Raw genomic sequence first — 2,751 nt, forward strand, 5'->3', positions numbered from 1 at the left:
TACATACCAAATTATTTTTTAAAAAGAAAGGATCCTGGAACTGTTCAACAGCCCATATGGCAAGGTGCGAGGAAGACCAGAAGAGATTACGCTTTAGCTAATTTACTGACGTTTTTACCTTTAGTTTTTTTGATGGCTTATATGTTGTCAAATAGCGGCGAGAGGCACCCCGATGGGCCTGCTGGTAGTGCTTTAGTTTATTTGTTTCGAGAAAGTGTTCCAATACTTATTACCATTCTTGCTCTTTTTGGCTGTTTCATTTATTTATTCTTTTCTACACTTGGCAGGCTAAGAGATATAAACGTTAATCCAGTTTGGGGGCTTACTTATTTTTTGCCAGGCCTAGCTATTCCACTCACAATATTTTTGCTCCTTATACCTGGCACCAAGGGGCCAAACAAATATGGTGAAGAGCCAAGTTTGAAAAAACCTAAGCTAGATAAGATCCGAGAAATAGCTTCTCATAAGACACCGACGCAAATTGAAGCGGATCGAGTAGAATCGAACAAAGTTGATAAAGAAAATACTGATTTATTGCGTTGCCAGCATGATGTTATAAAGGAAAAGCTTAAGGCTCAAGAATTATGCAAGGTTTTCAAGAACACAATCGGAAATAATAAGAGAGGTTCCAAAATCTTGTTTGTTGGTTTTGATCTATCATTATCAAAATACTATATGTCCATTGCAAAAACGGGTACGCCAAAAGCAGAAATTAAAAAGCAATATTTTCTGAGTTATCAGTTAATGTCAAAAGCCCTTTACGAACAAACGGGTTTACTTATTACCGAGGTGGCTGACCTGAGCACATAACCAGGCCAGCCAGCATCGCTCCCTGCGGTCGCTGGACCTCGTTTCACTCGGCCGCTGCTGGCGGCGTTATATGCAAAATCAGACTCTGCGCTAAGGGAATAAAATGAGAAAAGTTGGTGGTTATTTGCTAGCTGGTTTAGGTGCAGTTTTGGTTTTATTTGGTGCACTTGGTTTTATCGAAACCGGTTACTTTTTACTGACATCTGAGTCTTCCGCGTACGATGTAGGTTTTATTTTTGGCCGCTGTACGGTTTTAATTATTGTTATGGTGCTAGGTTATCGAGCACTTAAAAAATCCAAATCACTTACAAGCGCAATAGCTATCTCAGAGTAACCATGGATATAGTAAATAAATCTACACAAAAGCATTTCTGGTTATCATTTCTAATTGCCAGCCTTGTATCGGCTGCTGCTTATCAGTGGTTATTAATATTAATGGGTGTTTGGGTTTTCTTTATTATGGGCGGTGTTACATTTATTCGTTCAGTTAACCAAAAAGTCTTTTCAATTTTGTGGGGCATGTTTTTTGGTTTAACATTCGCGTTGGCGTTGTTAATATTTGGGCCATGGGAACTTTATACATAAATGCATATAACCATCAGCTCCACCGGACTCCGTAATGTTTGCACCTTTCCTGCAAAAACACGCAGTAAAGTCGCCAACATTACTACGCGCGGTGAGCTGGGCGTTAAATGTTTTTTTGCCTTTAGAGTTAAGGCTCAATATTCGGCAGGGAATGCTCAGTTCTTATTAAGCATTCCTCCGTTTAAATTTTTAGGGTAGGTGGCACGGTTTCCAACTGTTCCGCTCTGCTGTTCAAGCTTCTCAGGCACATTTTTATTTGTAGAGGCTTCGTCGGTGGTGTGTTCCTAGGGAATCCGGTAAAGTCTTCATCTTAACTATTGTAGCCAAAGGTCAAGAACGCTGGTTCCGCCTTCGGCTACACAATGTGGTGTTGGTCTAGTTGGGTGTTCTAAAACATCTAACCAGTTCATCAAACATCACTCCGGCCACAAAGAGACGTGGCCTGCGTTGGACGCACGATAGAGCCGTGCGCCGTTTATAAAAGCGTTATAACTATAAGGAAGCTATGAAAATCAATTTACCCCTTTTGTATATTCTTACTTTTTTACTCGTTGGCTGTTCGTCCGGCTCTAAAGAGAACACCACGAATCAGTCTAAGGTTAATGGTGAATGGCGTTCAGATGGTGTTGTGTTAGGAGGTCGAGTAGGTGAGTTTGTTTGGTCGCTTAATGATGGTGTATTTATCAAAACCATTGAATATTTAGATGATTTAGGGCCAACTATTGAGTCTGGTACATATGTAATTGGCCCTGAGGTTGTCATGCCAAGTGGGGTCACTGCCAATGAAGTAGATATGACATACGAGTATTCGGAAAAAGCTAGCATCACTAAACTTGATATCGTTCATATCGACGTAAATGGTTTGTATTTTGGAAGCGAAAATATCAACGAACTTTGTGAAGGTGAGTTCTACGAAGAAACCAGGCACGAACTAGAAGTTATTAATGGTGTAGTTAGGAACTTGGATGAGATCAATGTCTGTTTATCTAGGCCAACCTCATTAAACTTTGAACGCGTATACCGGAGTGAATAGTTATAACCAACAGCTCAAACGGACTCCGTACAAGTCGCACCTTTTTCGCGCTCCGCAGCAAAAAAGTCGCCACTTGTACTCCGCCGTTTAGCAGGGCGTTGGTATGACTCCCCACGTCAAGAGGCCCGCACAAAATCCTGCCGGAACCTCGGCCAGAGCCTTTCTTTTTAATTAACATTCTTCCCGTTAGGGAAGCGTCAACGCATCAGATGAAGCAAGTAATTTCGACGGTGATCATGCTGGTATTCGTGGGTTGCTAACGCGACGCGTTAACCTATCCAACCTTACTTATTACGTCGTGGTGCCTGTCTTCAGTCTATGCT

Annotated in this window: 4 protein-coding genes; all 4 read left to right on the forward strand. The window is 41.5% G+C overall.

Annotated features, from left to right (window positions below):
* On the forward strand, positions 1–810 hold an 810-nt coding region (locus A3756_RS16010; protein ID WP_156490529.1), incomplete at its 5' end, for a DUF805 domain-containing protein.
* Between the two features lie 103 nt (positions 811–913).
* Entirely contained in the window at positions 914–1,144 is a 231-nt protein-coding gene (locus A3756_RS16015; protein ID WP_068553898.1) for a hypothetical protein, read from the forward strand.
* A 2-nt stretch (positions 1,145–1,146) separates the two neighbouring features.
* Positions 1,147–1,395 (forward strand): hypothetical protein, encoded by a 249-nt coding sequence (locus A3756_RS16020; protein ID WP_068553900.1) that lies wholly within the window; start codon positions 1,147–1,149, stop codon positions 1,393–1,395.
* 505 nt (positions 1,396–1,900) lie between these two features.
* Positions 1,901–2,428 (forward strand): hypothetical protein, encoded by a 528-nt coding sequence (locus tag A3756_RS16025; protein ID WP_068553902.1) that lies wholly within the window; start codon positions 1,901–1,903, stop codon positions 2,426–2,428.
* The last annotated feature ends 323 nt before the right edge of the window (positions 2,429–2,751 follow it).

Source organism: Oleiphilus sp. HI0086, assembly GCF_001635225.1.

Bases quoted from the DNA above. Each gene is read 5' to 3' on its own strand.
- A3756_RS16015 (WP_068553898.1), top strand. From the start codon at position 914: ATGAGAAAAGTTGGTGGTTATTTGCTAGCTGGTTTAGGTGCAGTTTTG.
- A3756_RS16020 (WP_068553900.1), top strand. From the start codon at position 1,147: ATGGATATAGTAAATAAATCTACACAAAAGCATTTCTGGTTATCATTT.
- A3756_RS16025 (WP_068553902.1), top strand. From the start codon at position 1,901: ATGAAAATCAATTTACCCCTTTTGTATATTCTTACTTTTTTACTCGTT.